14 protein-coding genes and 1 pseudogene are annotated in these 15,263 nt (G+C 62.4%); 8 read left to right on the top strand and 7 right to left on the bottom strand.

The annotated features are described in order from the left end of the window. Positions 1-85: 85 nt before the first annotated feature. Positions 86-1,210, bottom strand: coding sequence for a methyltransferase (locus AC6I6U_RS08460; RefSeq protein ID WP_497881520.1), 1,125 nt, complete (start codon positions 1,208-1,210; stop codon positions 86-88). A gap of 147 nt (positions 1,211-1,357) precedes the next feature. Further along, positions 1,358-2,071, bottom strand: coding sequence for an autoinducer binding domain-containing protein (locus tag AC6I6U_RS08465; RefSeq protein ID WP_497881521.1), 714 nt, complete (start codon positions 2,069-2,071; stop codon positions 1,358-1,360). A 375-nt stretch (positions 2,072-2,446) separates the two neighbouring features. On the opposite strand from AC6I6U_RS08465, the gene AC6I6U_RS08470 reads away from it, so the two are divergent. Continuing rightward, positions 2,447-3,223: a ferredoxin--NADP reductase gene (locus AC6I6U_RS08470; protein WP_497881522.1), complete on the top strand. Its 777-nt coding sequence runs from the start codon at positions 2,447-2,449 to the stop codon at positions 3,221-3,223. 42 nt (positions 3,224-3,265) lie between these two features. On the opposite strand, the gene mscL is transcribed toward AC6I6U_RS08470, so the two are convergent. Continuing rightward, positions 3,266-3,679 carry a large-conductance mechanosensitive channel protein MscL gene (mscL, locus tag AC6I6U_RS08475; RefSeq protein WP_497881523.1) on the bottom strand — a complete coding sequence of 138 codons (414 nt, stop codon included), beginning with the start codon at positions 3,677-3,679 and terminating at the stop codon, positions 3,266-3,268. Between the two features lie 322 nt (positions 3,680-4,001). On the opposite strand from mscL, the gene katB reads away from it, so the two are divergent. From katB to AC6I6U_RS08495, 4 genes are all read left to right on the top strand, one after another. Then, on the top strand, positions 4,002-5,501 hold the full coding sequence (katB, locus tag AC6I6U_RS08480; protein WP_497883004.1) for a catalase KatB: 1,500 nt from the start codon (positions 4,002-4,004) through the stop codon (positions 5,499-5,501). A gap of 96 nt (positions 5,502-5,597) precedes the next feature. Continuing rightward, positions 5,598-6,149 (top strand): ankyrin repeat domain-containing protein, encoded by a 552-nt coding sequence (locus AC6I6U_RS08485; RefSeq protein ID WP_497881524.1) that lies wholly within the window; start codon positions 5,598-5,600, stop codon positions 6,147-6,149. Positions 6,150-6,196: 47 nt separating this feature from the next. After that, entirely contained in the window at positions 6,197-7,564 is a 1,368-nt protein-coding gene (gene radA / locus AC6I6U_RS08490; protein WP_497881525.1) for a DNA repair protein RadA, read from the top strand. A 21-nt stretch (positions 7,565-7,585) separates the two neighbouring features. Beyond that, positions 7,586-8,308, top strand: coding sequence for a hypothetical protein (locus AC6I6U_RS08495; protein WP_497881526.1), 723 nt, complete (start codon positions 7,586-7,588; stop codon positions 8,306-8,308). Between the two features lie 44 nt (positions 8,309-8,352). Here AC6I6U_RS08495 and AC6I6U_RS08500 read toward each other — a convergent pair whose 3' ends face one another. Then, entirely contained in the window at positions 8,353-8,721 is a 369-nt protein-coding gene (locus tag AC6I6U_RS08500; protein ID WP_497881527.1) for a PilZ domain-containing protein, read from the bottom strand. Positions 8,722-8,942: 221 nt separating this feature from the next. On the opposite strand from AC6I6U_RS08500, the pseudogene AC6I6U_RS08505 reads away from it, so the two are divergent. From AC6I6U_RS08505 to yjiA, 3 genes and pseudogenes are all read left to right on the top strand, one after another. Beyond that, positions 8,943-11,007 (top strand): annotated as a pseudogene (locus AC6I6U_RS08505) (carbon starvation CstA family protein). Positions 11,008-11,022: 15 nt separating this feature from the next. After that, the gene (locus AC6I6U_RS08510; protein WP_007937254.1) at positions 11,023-11,220 is read left to right on the top strand and encodes a YbdD/YjiX family protein; all 198 of its coding nucleotides are present in this window, start codon (positions 11,023-11,025) and stop codon (positions 11,218-11,220) included. Positions 11,221-11,346: 126 nt separating this feature from the next. After that, positions 11,347-12,318, top strand: a complete 972-nt coding sequence (yjiA, locus tag AC6I6U_RS08515; protein WP_497881528.1) for a GTPase — start codon at positions 11,347-11,349, stop codon at positions 12,316-12,318. Between the two features lie 28 nt (positions 12,319-12,346). Here yjiA and AC6I6U_RS08520 read toward each other — a convergent pair whose 3' ends face one another. The 3 genes from AC6I6U_RS08520 to AC6I6U_RS08530 all read right to left on the bottom strand — a co-directional run bounded on the left by AC6I6U_RS08520 (position 12,347) and on the right by AC6I6U_RS08530 (position 15,171). Continuing rightward, complete coding sequence (locus AC6I6U_RS08520; protein ID WP_497881529.1) at positions 12,347-13,024, bottom strand: GntR family transcriptional regulator; 678 nt, start codon at positions 13,022-13,024, stop codon at positions 12,347-12,349. Between the two features lie 23 nt (positions 13,025-13,047). Continuing rightward, positions 13,048-13,758, bottom strand: coding sequence for a FadR/GntR family transcriptional regulator (locus tag AC6I6U_RS08525; RefSeq protein ID WP_497881530.1), 711 nt, complete (start codon positions 13,756-13,758; stop codon positions 13,048-13,050). Positions 13,759-13,857: 99 nt separating this feature from the next. Further along, positions 13,858-15,171 carry a C4-dicarboxylate transporter DctA gene (locus AC6I6U_RS08530; protein ID WP_497881531.1) on the bottom strand — a complete coding sequence of 438 codons (1,314 nt, stop codon included), beginning with the start codon at positions 15,169-15,171 and terminating at the stop codon, positions 13,858-13,860. Positions 15,172-15,263 lie beyond the last annotated feature (92 nt).

Raw genomic sequence — 15,263 nt, forward strand, 5'->3', positions numbered from 1 at the left:
CCTTCTCTGTAGGAGTCTGGCTGAAGCCTTTGGCGCTCTTGAAGCCGCTTTCGCTGGCAAGCCAGGCTCCTACAATTGCCCGTGTCTATTTGCGGGCTTTTAGCACCACGAACTTCGGCGTCGCCGCCACTTGCTCGACACCCCGGAACAGCCGTGCCAGCTTGCTGTGATAACCCAGGTGGCGGTTGCCGACGATGTACAACGCACCCCCGACCACCAGCGCCTCCCGGGCCTGCTGGAACATCCGCCAGGCAAGGAAATCGCCGACTACCTGCTGCTGGTGGAAGGGCGGGTTGCACAGCACCACGTCCAGCGACTGTGGTGCCTGCCCGGCGAGGCCGTCGCCAGGCCGTACGGTTACCTCGCGTTCGCCGAGGATCGCCTGCCAGTTCTCCCGCGCCGATTGCACCGCCATGAACGACTCGTCCACCAGCGTGTAGTGGGCCTGCGGGTTCTGCAGTGCGCTGGCAATCGCCAGCACGCCGTTGCCGCAGCCCAGGTCGGCGATGCGCGCGTTGCCCAGGTTTTCGGGCAGATGAGGCAGGAAGGCACGGGTGCCGATATCCAGGCCTTCACGACAGAACACGTTGGCATGGTTGAGCAGTTCGATCGCCGGGCGGTCGAGCCGGTAGCGCGTCGGATAGGGTGAGGGGGCAACGGGGCGGGACTCGGGCGTGGCGATCAGCAGACGAGCCTTTTTCACCGCCAGCGAGGCCTGCACGGTGCCGATGTAGCGCTCCAGCAAGTCACCGGCCGCCCTCGGCAGGTGCTTGATCATGGCACCAGCGATCACCTGGGCGCCGGGAGCCAGTTGCCCCTGCAGGCGAATCAGTTGTTCTTCGAGCAGCGCGAGTGTCTTGGGCACGCGGATCAGCACCCGGTCGAATGGGCCGACCAGTGCTTCGCTGGCCGGAACATGGCGCACCGTGTCGAAGGCCTTACCGTTACGGGCCAGGTTCTTTTCCAGGCCCAGGGCGGCGAGGAACGAGTCGCCGCTGCTGGTGAGCTGCACATGGCCTTCGAGGCTGACGGCCAGGGCGCCGAAACTGTCGTTGAGCACCAGTACCCGGGTGTCGGGCGATACGCCTTGTCCGGCCAGGTGGTCGAGCAGGTACTGGTCGGCCGCGTCGAACGCCTGCAAGGGTTCGTCCTGCTGTTCAGGCTGGCGGATCAGGTCAAGACGGGCGAACGGGCTTTCTAGCAGGGGCATGGGACACGGGCTCTGGGGAGGATTTGCGGTTGCCATGGGCTTGGCGGGCGACGGTATGGCAGGGGAGGGATTTTACGTGGGTTTCGAGGATATTGCCTGTTGCGTGTGTGAGTGGCAGATCCTTCTGCCGGTAGACATCGGCTTGCGTCAGTACAGCAGGCCGGATTTGGCTGCGCGCAGTACTGCCGATGCCTTGTTGCTCACACCGAGTTTTCGCATGATGGTGCTCATGTGGAAACCCACCGTACGCGTGGTCAGGTTGAGGATACTGGCGATTTCAGCAGCGGTCTTGCCTTCCGCTGTCCATTGGAGGATCTCGGTCTCCCGGGGTGAAAGCGGATGGCTGTGGGCCGGCCGGGAGGCGCTGGCCAACCGTTGCACCATGAACGTATGCAGCCAATTGCACAGCCACAGCACATGACCTGTCTTGGAGTAGAACTCGTTGGAGGTGATGGGCTCGCAGGTTCGGGACAGGCTCAGGGTGCTGACAATGCCGCGAATATCGTGGACCGACTGCGACCAGCCGTAGTTGAGGCCATGAGCCTGCATGTCCCGCCAGAGTTCGGGGGTATTCCTGAACGCTTCAGGCCCCCACAACATGGGGAACACCGAGTTGTGGCAGTGAGTGACCACGGGGTCGACCGCGACATAGTTGTTGCGTTGATAACAGGAATTCCATTCTGATGGATAGTTATTGAATGATGAAGTATTCGGTTGAGTGCCTCCTAATAAGCTGCTGACTCTGAATGATACGTAGGTGAAGCGTATTTGACCTGCCAGATTGAAAACCGCATCGAAGACTGCCTGTTCTTCTTTTTCACTCATGAGCTGGTGCAGTTGATTATCCTGCCAGTTCTCCATTGAGGTACCCTTCCTTGACGCAATATTCGTTGAGTCCGACGTGCTTGGGTAGTGTAGGAAAATTCTTGATATGGGTGTGGGTTTTTTATATTGCACTGATATTTTTATCGCCTTTCAAACGGCCTGTTTATCGCACGGCAGCTAATGCCATTTGGCTGTGTGTGGTTTTTGTTCTTATTGAAGAGCGGGTCGAGGTGCTGCGGAACTATTGGATGACGACTGCTATACTTCGATAAAACTATGTTTTTATTGGTGGTTATACCTTTTTTTTGTTTTGTATATGTTTTTCGGGAAAACTTATATCACTACAAAACAGCGGTTTTTCTGGCGCCGGCTTTGCGAGACACTGGGGGTAAATTTTCGAAGGAGTGCACCATGACCGCCAGTGCCGAAAAGTTCACCCGACAGACCTTGCTGGAGGTTCAGCCGCTGACTGGCAGCCTGTTCACCTTGCGGACCACGCGCGATGCCGGATTCCGTTTTCGTGCCGGCCAGTTTGCCCGCCTGGGCGTGACCAGGGCCGATGGCAGCGTGGTGTGGCGAGCCTACTCGATGGTGTCATCGCCCCATGACGAGTTTCTCGAATTCTTTTCCATCGTCGTGCCGGGAGGGGAGTTCACCAGCGAACTGAGTCGCCTGACCGTGGGAGACTCGCTGCTGATCGAGCGCCAGGCCGTGGGTTACCTGACCCTCGACCGTTTCGTCGACGGACGCGATCTCTGGCTGCTGGCCACGGGCACCGGGGTGGCGCCGTTCCTGTCGATCCTGCAGGACTTCGAAGTCTGGGAGCGTTTCGAGCGGATCCTGCTGGTCTACAGCGCGCGCCATGGCGCCGAGCTGGCGTACCGTGAACTGATTGCCGGGCTGGCCGGGCGCGACTACCTGGCCGAGCATGCCCACAAGCTGCGGTTCGTGCCCATCGTCACTCGCGAAGCGGTGCCGGGCGCGCTGACGGGACGCATCCCGCAATTGATCGAAAATGGCGAGTTGGAGCGTGCGGCGGGGGTGGCACTGGAACCTGCGCATTCGCGGGTGATGATCTGTGGCAATCCGCAGATGATCGACGACACCCGCAAGGTGCTCAAGCAACGCGATATGCAGCTCAGCCTGAGCCGGCGTCCGGGTCAGGTGGCGGTGGAAAACTACTGGTAGAAAAACGGCGCCCTGCAGGCGCCGTCGGTTTCCAGAGCCGGTTCAGGGCTTGTCGTTCCGGGCCTTGAGCAGGTCGCGGATCTCGCCCAGCAATTGCTCCTGCTTGGTGGGCACCGGTGGTGCGCTCGGCGCCACGGCTTCCTCGCGCTTGAGCCGGTTGATCACCTTGACGCCCATGAAGATGGCGAAGGCGACGATGAGGAAATCGATGCAGGTCTGGATGAACTTGCCGTAGGCCAGGACCACGGCGGGTGTATTGCCCTCGGCGGCCTTGAGGGTGATCGCCAGGTTGCTGAAATCCACCCCGCCGATCAGCAGGCCAATCGGTGGCATCACCACGTCGCCGACGAAGGACGAGACGATCTTGCCGAAAGCCGCGCCGATGATGATACCCACGGCCATGTCGACCACATTGCCCTTGACCGCGAAGGCCTTGAACTCACTGATCACGCCCATAGCTTATTCCCTGTTCCAGATGAGTTGAGTGAACGCAGTGTAATTCAGCCACGGGCATCTTGCGCTATGCCGGGCCCTGCCTCGTCTTAATCGACCCGCCGCCGGGCAATAAGTTTGCAAAATGCCACCAATCGCGCGAAATACTCCGCCTGGGGCGTCTTGCCCCGTGGAATTTTTCAATCGGGGTCTTCGAGCTTTTCTATTTAGAAATCGTCGGATCGGTCTCTAGCCTTTGTTGAGCGCACCTGGATGCGCACCATAAAATCTAGAGGAATCCGACATGCAGATCACTTCTGTTCCGGGAGCTATTCCCACCTGGCGCATGCTGGGTATCTTGACCGCCAGCCTGTTATCCCTGTCTGTTCATGCGGCTCCCCTGACCCGCGACAATGGCGCGGCGGTAGGCGACAACCAGAACTCGCAGACCGCTGGTGCCTCAGGGCCGGTGTTGTTGCAGGACGTGCAACTGATCCAGAAATTGCAGCGTTTCGACCGCGAGCGTATCCCCGAGCGGGTGGTTCACGCCCGCGGCACCGGTGCCCATGGCACCTTCACCGTGAGTGACGACCTGAGCGACCTGACCAAGGCCAAGGTCTTCGCTGCCGGCGAAAAGACCCCGGTATTCGTGCGCTTTTCGGCCGTGGTGCACGGCAACCACTCCCCGGAAACCCTGCGTGACCCACGGGGCTTCGCTACCAAGTTCTACACTGCCGACGGTAACTGGGACCTGGTGGGGAACAATTTCCCGACCTTCTTCATCCGGGATGCCATCAAGTTCCCGGACATGGTCCATGCCTTCAAGCCGGACCCGCGCACCAACCTGGACGACGATTCGCGACGCTTCGATTTTTTCTCCCACGTACCTGAAGCCACACGCACCCTGACCGAGCTGTACTCCGATTCCGGTACGCCTGCCAGCTACCGGGAGATGGATGGCAACGGCGTGCATGCCTACAAATTGATCAACGCCAAGGGCGAGGTCCACTACGTCAAGTTCCACTGGAAGAGCCTGCAGGGCATCCGCAACCTTGATCCGAAGCAGGTTGTCGAGGTGCAGGGGCGTGACTACAGCCACATGACCCATGACCTGGTCAGCCATATCAACAAGGGCCAGTTCCCCAAATGGGACCTGTATGTCCAGGTGCTGACGCCACAGGAGTTGGGCAAGTTCGACTTCGACCCGCTCGATGCGACCAAGATCTGGCCTGGCGTGCCGGAGCGCAAGGTCGGCCAGATGGTGCTCGATCGCAACCCGGCCAACGTGTTCCAGGAGACCGAGCAGGTGGCCATGGCGCCGGCGAACCTGGTGCCGGGCATCGAGCCGTCCGAGGACCGCCTGCTGCAGGGACGAGTATTCGCCTATGCCGATACCCAGATGTACCGCCTGGGCCCGAATGCCTTGCAACTGCCGATCAATGCACCACGGGTGGCGGTGAACAACGGCAACCAGGACGGCGCGATGAACAGCGGGCACAGCAGCAGCGGCGTGAATTATCAGCCGAGCCGCCTGCTGCCCCGTGACGAGCAGTCGTCGGCACGCTACAGCCAACTGCCGCTGGCAGGCAGCACCCAGCAGACGAAGATCCAGCGTGAGCAGAACTTCAAGCAGGCCGGTGACCTGTATCGCTCCTACAGCCAGAAGGAGAAACAGGACCTGATCGAGAACTTCGGCGGCTCGCTGGCCGATACCGACGATGAGAGCAAGCACATCATGCTGTCGTTTCTCTACAAGGCCGATCCCGAGTACGGCACCGGCGTGACACGGGTCGCCAAGGGCGACCTGGCGCGCGTCAAGGCGCTGGCGGCGAAGCTGGCGGACTGATCTGCCGGTGTGAGAGCTGGTGTGAGAACCGGGCCCCGTCGCGGCGCCTGCCACGAAGGGGCCCGGACCCACTGCCTAGCGCCAAGGAGTCATTCAATGCGTATCCCTTTGTTGTTCCTCTTTTTCGCCTGGTCCTGCCATGCCTTGGCCGATGAGCCGGCCATGCCTGCCGACTCGCAAGCCCTCAAGGCGCAGATCCAGGACTACTATTTCGATGCTGCCCGCCGTGGCGACGTCGAGATGTTGCAGACCTTCATCGAGTCCGGCTATCCGCTCGATACCCAGGACGCCAACGGCTACACCGCGCTGATCCTGGCTGCCTACCACGGCCAGGGACCGGCGGTTGAGCGCCTGCTGGCCGCCGGGGCCAACGCCTGTACCCAGGACAAACGTGGCAACACCGCGCTGATGGGGGCGATCTTCAAAGGCGAAGTACGGATCGCCCGGCGCCTGTTGAGCAGCGACTGCAACCCCGACCAGCGCAATGCCGCCGGTCAGACGGCGGCCATGTACGCCGGGTTGTTCAAGCGCTCGGCGCTGCTTGAGGCGCTGGCTGCCAAGGGCGCCAATCTCGATGCCCAGGACCCTTTGGGCAATAGTCCGGCCCGTCTGGCCGAGGGTGAAATCCGTACACCGCCAATGCGCTGATCGGGACCAACTGAGCTATCATCGCGATTTTTCCAGGTGGAGTTCAGATGGCCAAGGCCAAGCGCATGTACGGCTGCACCGAGTGCGGCGCGACCTTTCCCAAGTGGGCCGGCCAGTGCGGCGAGTGCGGTGCCTGGAATACCCTCACCGAAACCCTGGTGGAAAGCGGCGGCGCCGCGCCACCCAGCGGGCGTACCGGTTGGGCCGGACAGCAGGCCCAGATCAAGACCCTGGCCGAAGTCAGCGTCGAGGAAATCCCGCGCTTTTCCACCGCCTCCGCCGAACTCGATCGGGTGCTGGGTGGCGGCCTGGTGGACGGTTCGGTGGTGCTGATCGGCGGCGACCCAGGTATCGGCAAATCGACCATCCTGTTGCAGACCCTGTGCAATATCGCCACGCGCATGCCGGCCCTGTACGTGACCGGTGAGGAGTCGCAGCAGCAAGTGGCGATGCGTGCCCGGCGGCTGGGGCTGCCCCAGGACCAGTTGCGGGTGATGACCGAGACCTGCATCGAAACCATCATCGCCACGGCCCGGGTGGAAAAGCCCAAGGTCATGGTGATCGACTCGATCCAGACGATCTTCACCGAACAACTGCAATCGGCGCCCGGTGGCGTCGCCCAGGTGCGCGAGAGCGCGGCGCTGCTGGTGCGTTATGCCAAGCAGAGCGGCACGGCGATCTTCCTCGTCGGTCACGTGACCAAGGAGGGGGCCCTGGCCGGCCCGCGGGTGCTGGAGCACATGGTCGATACGGTGTTGTACTTCGAGGGCGAATCCGATGGCCGGTTGCGGCTGTTGCGGGCGGTGAAGAACCGCTTTGGCGCGGTCAACGAGCTGGGGGTGTTCGGCATGACCGATCGCGGCCTGAAGGAGGTTTCCAACCCCTCGGCGATTTTCCTGACCCGTGCCCAGGAAGAAGTCCCTGGCAGCGTGGTCATGGCCACCTGGGAAGGTACCCGGCCGATGCTCGTCGAGGTCCAGGCCCTGGTCGACGACAGCCACATGGCCAACCCGCGCCGGGTGACCCTGGGCCTGGACCAGAACCGCCTGGCGATGCTGCTGGCGGTGCTGCACCGACATGGTGGCATTCCCACCCACGACCAGGATGTGTTCCTCAACGTGGTCGGCGGCGTGAAGGTGCTGGAGACGGCGTCCGACCTGGCGTTGATGGCGGCGGTGATGTCCAGCCTGCGCAACCGGCCCTTGCCCCACGACTTGCTGGTGTTCGGCGAGGTCGGGCTGTCGGGTGAGGTGCGCCCGGTGCCGAGCGGCCAGGAGCGCCTGAAAGAGGCGGCCAAGCACGGCTTCAAGCGCGCCATCGTGCCCAAGGGCAATGCCCCGAAGGAGTCGCCACAAGGCCTGAAAATCATTGCGGTCACGCGCCTGGAGCAGGCGTTGGACGCGTTGTTCGAATAACGGGATAAAGGAGTCAGCGGAATGCGGGTTGTCAGTGCGGCAATGTGTTTGGCAGGTTGCATGCTGTGGGCCGGTATCGCCAGTGCGGCCACGGTGCCGCAGGGCTATCGCCTGGCCCAGCAGATGCCTACGGGCGACGGCGGCGAGCTGGAACTGCTGGAGGATGCGCGGATCACCTCGGATCTGCACCAGTCCCTGTGGGGCAATGGCAGTGCGTTCGACGAGGACGCCTTTGATGACGAGGCGTTGGCGAAGGACGTCGCCGCCCGTCCGATCGTCGAGGCCCGCGTGCGGCTGCTGTCGGCCACCGGGGACGAAGTCGAGAGCATTGGCCTGGCCTATCCGCTGGCGACCCTGGAAAAGGTCACGATGGAAGGCATGCCGAGCCCGGCGTTTTTCCTCACGGTCGACCAGACCGCGCCGATGGGCAGCTACAGTGGTCCTGCGACCCAGGTGCTGATGCCGGCCCGGCGCAAGCTGCAGCCGATGCAATACCAGGCGACGGATGGCACGCTCAAGCCGCTGTTCCTCGCCCAGACCGGCAAGGCGGCCTGGCAGGCCGGTGATGCGCAACCGGAGATCCTGCAGGTGTCGTCATCAATGACGGATGATGACGGTGAGGATTTCGTCACCACCTACCAGACCTATCGCCTCAAGGGTGACGTCTGGCAAGTGACTTCGCGGGAAGAGCAGGGCTACTGGGAGTCCGAAGGCGACTTCCCGCAACGTTCGGCCTTTCCCTGACGGCATGACGCCGGGCGCTGTCGATCGCGGCGGCGCCTTGGCGATCAATCTTCGAACAGGGCGTCCAGTTCCCGTTCCAGTTCCTCTTCATCACCCAGGTTCAGCTCGACCAGACGGCGCAGGTGCTGGATCGATTCCAGGCCGATGTGCAGGCATTTGAAGCCCAGCTGGTGATGGTCCACATGCACCAGCTCGGCATCCATTTTCACATGGGCGTTTTTCGCCAGGCGGATATCGATCAGGAAGATGCCGGCTGCGCCTTCGGGCCAGTTGCCGGGCTGCTGGGCGAGCAGTCCCTTTAATGAAAGGTCTACCAGTTGCGCCGACCAGACCGTACCGCCCTGGCTCAGGGTGGTCACGGCATCGAACGCGATACGCTTGAAACGGCGACGATTGATCGGATGGTCACTCATGTTCAGGTTCCCGTGCGGACTCTGCTGACTATAGACCTCATGCCGTGCCAGGCAAGTGGCAAGGCATATCGATGTTGCCAGGCACCATCGGCGTCTTGCCCCGGATTTGTCCCCGGCAGCAAGAAAAGACCGCTCTATACCAAGGTTGGGTATGGTCACGGGGCGCTTTGGCGCTAAACTCAGGATGGCTGTCTTTCTGTCCATCTGGCTGGAATATCAAAATGAAAAATAATAATAGCCCGCTACGCCACCTTCCCTGGCTGGTGTTGGCGATCTTGGGAGCGTGCGCCCTGGGCGTAGTGGCCTTGCGCCGCGGCGAGGCGATCAACGCCTTGTGGATCGTGGTCGCCGCCGTGGCGATCTATCTGGTTGCCTACCGTTACTACAGTCTGTTCATCGCCAATAGCGTCATGCAACTCGATGGCAATCGAGCGACGCCGGCCGTGCTGAACAACGACGGTCTGGACTATGTGCCGACCAACAAACACATCCTTTTCGGACACCACTTCGCGGCGATTGCCGGTGCAGGCCCGCTGGTCGGCCCGGTACTGGCCGCGCAGATGGGCTACCTGCCCGGCACGCTCTGGCTGATTGCCGGGGTGGTGCTGGCCGGCGCGGTCCAGGACTTCATGGTGCTGTTCCTGTCCACCCGTCGCAACGGTCGTTCGCTGGGTGACATGGTGCGCGAGGAAATGGGCCGGATTCCAGGGACCATCGCCCTGTTCGGCTGCTTCCTGATCATGATCATCATCCTCGCGGTGCTGGCGCTGATCGTGGTCAAGGCCCTGGCCGAGAGCCCATGGGGCATCTTCACCGTGATGGCGACCATCCCGATCGCGATGTTCATGGGCGTCTACATGCGCTACATCCGCCCGGGCCGCATCGGTGAAATCTCGATCATCGGCGTCCTGCTGCTGCTCGGCTCGATCTGGCTGGGCGGGCAGATCGCCGCCGACCCGGTCTGGGCCAAGGCCTTCACCTTCACCGGCGTGCAGATCACCTGGATGCTGATCGGCTACGGCTTCGTCGCCGCAGTCCTGCCGGTATGGCATCCTGGCGCCGCGCGACTACCTGTCGACCTTCCTCAAGATCGGCACCATCATTGCCCTGGCGATCGGCATCCTGATCACCATGCCGGTGCTGAAGATGCCGGCGCTGACCCAGTTCGTCGACGGCACCGGGCCGGTGTGGAAGGGCGGGCTGTTCCCGTTCCTGTTCATCACCATCGCCTGTGGTGCGGTGTCCGGCTTCCACGCGCTGATCTCTTCGGGGACCACGCCGAAGCTGCTGGATAACGAAACCAATGCCCGCTACATCGGCTACGGCGGCATGCTGATGGAGTCCTTCGTGGCGATCATGGCGATGGTCGCCGCCTCGGTGATCGAACCGGGCGTGTACTTCGCCATGAACAGCCCGGCTGCCGTGGTCGGCGCAGATGCGGTGGCCGTGGCACAGACCGTCAGCAACTGGGGCTTTGCGATTACCCCGGATGCGCTGCAGGCGGTGGCCAAGGACATTGGCGAAACCACCATCCTGGCCCGTGCCGGCGGTGCCCCGACCCTGGCGGTCGGTATTGCGCAGATCCTGCACCATGTCCTGCCGGGTGAGAACACCATGGCGTTCTGGTACCACTTCGCGATCCTGTTCGAGGCGCTGTTCATTCTGACTGCGGTCGATGCCGGTACCCGTGCCGGGCGCTTCATGCTGCAGGACCTGCTCGGTTCTTTCGTGCCGTCCCTCAAGCGGACCGAATCCTGGACCGCCAACCTGATCGCCACCGCCGGTTGCGTCGCACTCTGGGGCTACCTGCTGTACCAGGGCGTGATCGATCCGCTGGGCGGCATCAACACCCTGTGGCCGCTGTTCGGTATCTCCAACCAGATGCTGGCGGGTATCGCGCTGATGCTCGGCACCGTCGTGCTGATCAAGATGAAGCGCCAGCGCTACATCTGGGTAACGCTGCTGCCGGCCCTGTGGCTGCTGATCTGCACCACCACCGCCGGTTTCATCAAGCTGTTCGACGCCAACCCGGCCATTGGCTTCCTCGCCCTGGCGAAGAAGTACAGCACCGCGCTGGAAGCCGGACAGGTCCTGGCCCCGGCCAAGGACATCAGCCAGATGCAGCACGTGATCTTCAACGCGTACACCAACGCGACGCTGACCGCGCTGTTCCTGTTCGTGGTCTTCAGTATCCTGTTCTACGCACTGAAGGTCGGTGTCGCTGCCTGGAGCAACAAGGAGCGTACCGACAAGGAAACACCGTTCCAGGCCGTGTCTGGGGCCTGATGGGAGAGTGCTGCGATGTTCAATGACCTGAGTCGCCTCGGTAAATACCTCGGGCAGGCCGCGCGCCTGATGGTCGGCATGCCCGACTACGACAACTATGTCGAGCATATGCAGACCAAGCACCCGGACAAGCCGGTGATGAGCTACGAGGCGTTCTTCCGGGAGCGCCAGGAAGCCCGTTACGGCGGCAAGGGTGGACCGAAGTGCTGTTGATTCATTGATTCTGTGGGAGCCGGCTTGCTGGCGATAGCGGTCTGTCAGACAACGACGATGTCGAATGACAGATCGCTATCGCCAGCAAGCCGGCTCCCACATTTCTTGCGTAGGGGAGATTCGCGTTTGTCCGTTCCTATTCCCGTCACCGTCCTCAGCGGCTTTCTCGGCGCCGGCAAGACCACGTTGCTGCGCCACCTGCTCAGGGCCGAACACGGCCTGAAAATCGCCGTGATCGAGAACGAATTCAGCGACGCCGGCATCGACACCCAACTGCTCGGAGCCGAGCCGGTGCAGGTCATGACGCTTTCCAACGGCTGCGTCTGCTGCACCATCCACACCGACCTGACCAAGGCGCTGTATCTGCTGCTGGAGCGCCTGGACAGCGGTGAAATCTTCTTCGACCGGCTGGTGATCGAGTGCACCGGCCTGGCCGACCCGGCCCCGGTGGCCCAGACCTTTTTCATCGATGAAGAACTGCGCGAGCGCTACCTGCTCGACGGCATCATCACCCTGGTGGACGCCGCCCACGCCGAGCACCACCTGACCCAGACCATCGCCCAGGCGCAGATCGGCTTCGCTGACCGCCTGCTGGTGAGCAAGCGCGACCTGGTAGATGAGGCGACCTTCAACGCCCTGAGCGAACGCCTGACCCGTATCAACCGACGAGCGCCGATCCGCATCGTCGAGCACGGCAACATCGACCTGGCGGAGCTGCTGGACGTTCGCGGCTTCAACCTCAACGCCGACCTGGGCGGTGGGGTAAGCCTGCGACCGGTCAGCAAGGGCCACTCCATCGACCGTATTTCCAGCCTGGTGCTGCGCACCGACCAGCCGCTGGATATCGATCGGCTCAGCGAGTTCATGAATGAACTGCTGGAGGACCATGGCAAGCAACTGCTGCGCTACAAGGGCGTGCTGAACATCGCCGGTGAATCGCGCCGGCTGGTGTTCCAGGGCGTACTCAAGCTCTATGGCTTCGACTGGGACACCGAGTGGGAGGAGGGCGCGGCTCGCGAAAGCGTGATCGTGTTCATCGCCGATGATTTGCCTGAAGAGAAGATCCGCGAGGGCTTCGCGAGGATGGCGCAACCCTGATCCCGTGGGGAGCCGGATGTTGACCGGTTCACCCCTCCGCCAATATCTCGAGCTGTTGCAGGTACTGCATCATCTCCTCGATGCCCTTGCGGGCGTTGCCGCCCTGTATGCCCTCAAGAATGGCCTGTCGTGCTTGCCAGCCCTGGCCATGCATGACCGATCGGGCGGCGAGCGCCAGTCCGGTCAGGGGAATCAGCCCTTCCAGAAAACGCATCATGGGCGCGTTACCGGCTGTTCGCGCCAGTTGCAGGTGAAACTCGCAGCCCAGTCTGGTTGCCGTGCTTTGCATGCCCTCTTCGACGCACTGACGTTCGCGAACGATCAGCGTTCGGAGTGATTCGATAGGCGACGCGTCGGCGTTTGCGCAGAGTAGCTGGATGACCGTGCCTTCAGCCATCCGCCGCGCCTGCAGGATTTGCCGAATCTGTTCGGCATCCGGCTCGGCAACCCGGGCGCGCTGATTCGGGCGGGCGTGTATGACCCGTTCGCGTGTCAGTCGGCCCACCACGCGGCGCACCTCGCTGCGGCCGGCGGCGTAGGTTTGCATCAGCAGGTCCTCGCTCAGCCCGGCGGTGAAGTGCCCTTCGAGAATATCCTCGAACACCTTGGCGTAGAGGCCTTCGGCGCACGGCAGCAGCGGCCGGGTGCGCGGCTGCCTGCGCGGACGGGCGGTGGTGAAGGGCAGAAGTGTCGCAACGCTGTTCATGACCGGTCTCCCCCGACGGTGGGTTATTGCTCGATGCTGCCCAGATGGTCGTCCGGGATGGTGAGTTCGATGCCCATGCGCAGGCCTTCCTGCAGGATGTGCCTGCGCATCTCGGCACTGGCCAGGGCACTGTTCTTGTTGCGGATGGCACGAACCACCGCTTCGTTTTCCTGCAGGCGTTCGGCCAGGTGTTCCGGCGAGTTGCGCAACACTTCGGCACTCTGCTTGAGGGCGTTGCTGGTCTGTTGCACCACGTTCTGGAAAATCGGGTTGGACGTCAGGGCGAACAATTCCTCGTGGAAGGCGATGTAGGCGTTCAGCCCGGCTTCGCTGTCGTTGGCCTCCAGGGCTTCGCGCATGTCCATCAGGGTCAGGCGCAGTTGGCCGACTTCCTTGCTGCTGATCGATTGCGCCACCAGTCCGACGATGAACGGCTCCAGGGTGTAGCGCAGTTGCAGGATGTCTTCGAGGCTGGCCTCGGCCACGCCACTGTGAGTGGAGGCAGTCTCGCCGGTGCTGTCGAGGACGAGCACCCCCTTGCCTGGCATGGAGCGCACCAGGCCGAGGGTTTCCAGTACGGTGACGGCTTCGCGCAGGCTTGGCCGGCTGATGCCCAGTTGTTCGGCCAGTTCTCGCTGGCCCGGCAGCATTTCGCCCGAGCGCCATTGGCCACGGGCCAATGCGGCGCGGAGTTTCGCTACCACTGAATTGACGACGGTCGATGAGCTGATCACGGTGCTCTCCCAGGTAAAACGGTCAGGCTACGAACCGTGGGCAGCGTTGTGGCTGCCGCTGACGGATCGCGACAAGTGCCCGTCCGTGGGCGTAGCGCATCAGAACTCCTGCTGATGGGCCGAGGTGCCTGGCTTCTTGGGGGTAAAGGCATAACCCTGCTGGCCTTCGAGCACCTTGTGGGCCCGCTGCAGGTCGATGTCCTTTTCCCAGCGGGCGATGGCCACGGTGGCTACGCAGTTGCCGATCAGGTTGGTCATCGCCCGACCGATGCCCATGAACCAGTCGACCGCCAGCACCAGTACCAGGCCGACCACCGGAATCGCCGGAATCGCCGACAGGGTGGCGGCGAGGATCACCAGGGCCGAGCCGGGGATACCGTGGGCGCCCTTGGAGGTGATCAGCGACACCAGCAATATGGTCAGCAGGTCGCTCAGGGCCAGTGGGGTGCCGGTGGCGTTGGCGATGAAGACGATCGCCAGGGTCAGGTAAATCGAGAAACCGTCGAGGTTGAACGAGTAGCCGGTGGGAATCACCAGGCCGACGGTCGAGCTGCCGATGCCCAGGTGTTCAAGCTTGCGCATCACCTGCGGCAGTACCGCGTCCGAGGAGGCGGTGCCCATGACGATCAGCAGGTCCTCGCGCAGGTACTTGAGGAACGGCAGCATTCGCAGGCCCGATACCCGCATCACCGTGCCAAGAATCAGCAGCACGAAGGCCAGGCAGGTGATGTAGAACAGCGCCACCAGGTTGCCCAGTTGCCGCAGCGACTCCAGGCCGTAGGTGCTGGTGGTGAAGGCGATGGCGCCGAATACGCCGATCGGCGCCAGGCGCACGATCATGCCCATGATGCGGAAGATCACGTGGCTCAGTTCGTTGATCAGGCGCGAGATACCCGACGCCGACTCACCCACCAGGTTCAGTGCGCTGCCGAACAGCACCGAGAAGAGCAGCACCTGCAGGATGTTGTTGTCGGCAAAGGCGCTGAGCACCGAGTTGGGGATCAGGTCCATCGCGAACTGCGTGGCCCCGCGCATATGCTGGCCACGATCGGCCAGGTCACCCAGGGCGGCCTTGGACAGTTGTTCCAGGTGGATGTTGGCACCGCTGCCGATACCGGTGGAGAAGGCCAGGATCAGCCCGATCAGCAGGGCCACGGTGGTCAGGACTTCGAAATAGATCACTGACTTGAGGCCGATGCGGCCGACCTTCTTGAGGTCGCCGGCGCCGGAGATGCCGCTGACCACCACGCAGAAGACGATCAGTCCGATCAGCATCTTGATCAGCTTGATGAAACCGTCGCCCAGGGGTTTGAGTTGGGTTGAGTATTCGGGAAGGGTGAGTCCGCAGATGATGCCCAGCACCAATCCAAGGACGACCTGAAGGAAAATCGAACGCGAGCACCATTTGAGCATGGGGAGGATCCTGGTCGGCGTTCCTTGGCCGGACCTGTGGCCACGGCATTGGAACTTAATTGTTGTGGTCTTACCGGTATGTCCAGTGCGAG

The organism is Pseudomonas sp. UTLPPB19802, from assembly GCF_059730225.1.

What these genes read in the sequence shown, in the direction of transcription:
- radA (WP_497881525.1), top strand. Translation starts at nt 6,197, where the DNA reads ATGGCCAAGGCCAAGCGCATGTACGGCTGCACCGAGTGCGGCGCGACC.
- AC6I6U_RS08485 (WP_497881524.1), top strand. Translation starts at nt 5,598, where the DNA reads ATGCGTATCCCTTTGTTGTTCCTCTTTTTCGCCTGGTCCTGCCATGCC.
- mscL (WP_497881523.1), bottom strand. Translation starts at nt 3,679, where the DNA reads ATGGGCGTGATCAGTGAGTTCAAGGCCTTCGCGGTCAAGGGCAATGTG.
- katB (WP_497883004.1), top strand. Translation starts at nt 4,002, where the DNA reads ATGCTGGGTATCTTGACCGCCAGCCTGTTATCCCTGTCTGTTCATGCG.
- AC6I6U_RS08520 (WP_497881529.1), bottom strand. Translation starts at nt 13,024, where the DNA reads ATGAACAGCGTTGCGACACTTCTGCCCTTCACCACCGCCCGTCCGCGC.
- AC6I6U_RS08530 (WP_497881531.1), bottom strand. Translation starts at nt 15,171, where the DNA reads ATGCTCAAATGGTGCTCGCGTTCGATTTTCCTTCAGGTCGTCCTTGGA.
- AC6I6U_RS08500 (WP_497881527.1), bottom strand. Translation starts at nt 8,721, where the DNA reads ATGAGTGACCATCCGATCAATCGTCGCCGTTTCAAGCGTATCGCGTTC.
- AC6I6U_RS08495 (WP_497881526.1), top strand. Translation starts at nt 7,586, where the DNA reads ATGCGGGTTGTCAGTGCGGCAATGTGTTTGGCAGGTTGCATGCTGTGG.
- AC6I6U_RS08470 (WP_497881522.1), top strand. Translation starts at nt 2,447, where the DNA reads ATGACCGCCAGTGCCGAAAAGTTCACCCGACAGACCTTGCTGGAGGTT.
- AC6I6U_RS08460 (WP_497881520.1), bottom strand. Translation starts at nt 1,210, where the DNA reads ATGCCCCTGCTAGAAAGCCCGTTCGCCCGTCTTGACCTGATCCGCCAG.
- AC6I6U_RS08465 (WP_497881521.1), bottom strand. Translation starts at nt 2,071, where the DNA reads ATGGAGAACTGGCAGGATAATCAACTGCACCAGCTCATGAGTGAAAAA.
- AC6I6U_RS08510 (WP_007937254.1), top strand. Translation starts at nt 11,023, where the DNA reads ATGTTCAATGACCTGAGTCGCCTCGGTAAATACCTCGGGCAGGCCGCG.